The following is a 1,261-nucleotide window of genomic DNA, read 5'->3' as shown; positions in this document are numbered from 1 at the left end:
ATGAAGGTACTCGTGCCTGTCAAACGCGTGATTGACTATAATGTGAAGGTCCGCGTTAAAGCGGACGGTAGCGGTGTTGATCTCGCCAATGTCAAAATGTCGATGAACCCATTCGACGAGATTGCGGTGGAAGAGGCGATCCGCCTGAAAGAAGCGGGCAAGGCTGACGAAGTCGTTGCGGTTTCGATCGGCGTGAAGCAGTCGCAGGAGACCCTGCGGACCGCGCTGGCCATGGGTGCCGACCGCGCCATTCTGGTTGTGGCTGCCGATGACGTCCATCAGGACATCGAGCCGCTGGCCGTTGCCAAGATCCTGGCCAAAGTGGTCGAGGAAGAGCAGCCCGGCATCGTTCTGGCGGGCAAGCAGGCGATCGACAACGACATGAACGCCACCGGCCAGATGCTGTCGGCCCTGCTGGGCTGGAGCCAGGGCACCTTTGCGTCCGAGCTGGACATCGAAGGTGACAGCGCCAAGATCACCCGTGAGGTGGACGGCGGCCTGCAGACCATCAGCGTCAAGATGCCGACCATCGTCACCGTTGACCTGCGCCTGAACGAGCCGCGCTATGCGTCGCTGCCCAACATCATGAAGGCGAAGAAAAAGCCGCTGGATGAGAAAACCGCCGCCGATTACGGCGTCGACGTCACCCCGCGCCTCGAGGTCGTCAAGACCGAAGAGCCGCCGGCACGTGCCGCTGGCATCATCGTGGGTTCGGTCGACGAACTGGTTTCGAAACTCAAAGAAGCGGGGGCTGTGTAATGGCTGTACTTCTTCTTGCCGAAGTCAACAATGGTGAGCTGGCGCTGGACGCCACCGCCAAGGCCGTCAATGCCGCGAAAGTTCTGGGTGATGTGACCGTTCTGGCCGCAGGCGGTTCCGCCGCTGCTGCCGGTGAGGCCGCCGCCAAGATCGACGGCGTGTCCAAGGTTCTGGTTGCCGAGGATGCCTCGCTGGGTCACCGCCTGGCGGAATCGACCGCAGCGCTGATCGTGGGTCTGGCCGACGGGTACGAGCACATCGTGGCCCCCGCGACCACCGACGCCAAGAACGTGATGCCGCGCGTGGCCGCACTTCTGGACGTGATGGTGATCTCGGATGCGTCCGGCGTGGTCGACGGCTCGACCTTCGAGCGTCCGATCTATGCGGGCAACGCGATCCAGACCGTGAAATCGAACGACGCCAAGAAGGTTGTCACCCTGCGGACCGCCAGCTTTGACGCGGCGGGCGAAGGCGGTTCGGCCCCGGTCGAGACCATCTCGGT

At 62.8% G+C, this 1,261-nt stretch carries 1 protein-coding gene and 1 pseudogene; both read left to right on the top strand.

The features are described 5' to 3' along the window. Positions 1 to 759, top strand: coding sequence for an electron transfer flavoprotein subunit beta/FixA family protein (locus ACR0NW_RS23970; protein WP_170653210.1), 759 nt, complete (start codon positions 1 to 3; stop codon positions 757 to 759). Next, positions 759 to 1,261: pseudogene (locus ACR0NW_RS23965) on the top strand (electron transfer flavoprotein subunit alpha/FixB family protein); the annotation flags it as partial. The gene ACR0NW_RS23970 and the pseudogene ACR0NW_RS23965, both read left to right, overlap by 1 nt.

This window comes from Ruegeria sp. CF5 (genome assembly GCF_056537325.1).
This window is presented reverse-complemented; position numbering and strand designations above follow the sequence as displayed.

Coding starts and splice junctions, on each gene's coding strand:
- ACR0NW_RS23970 (WP_170653210.1), top strand. CDS start 1: ATGAAGGTACTCGTGCCTGTCAAACGCGTGATTGACTATAATGTGAAG.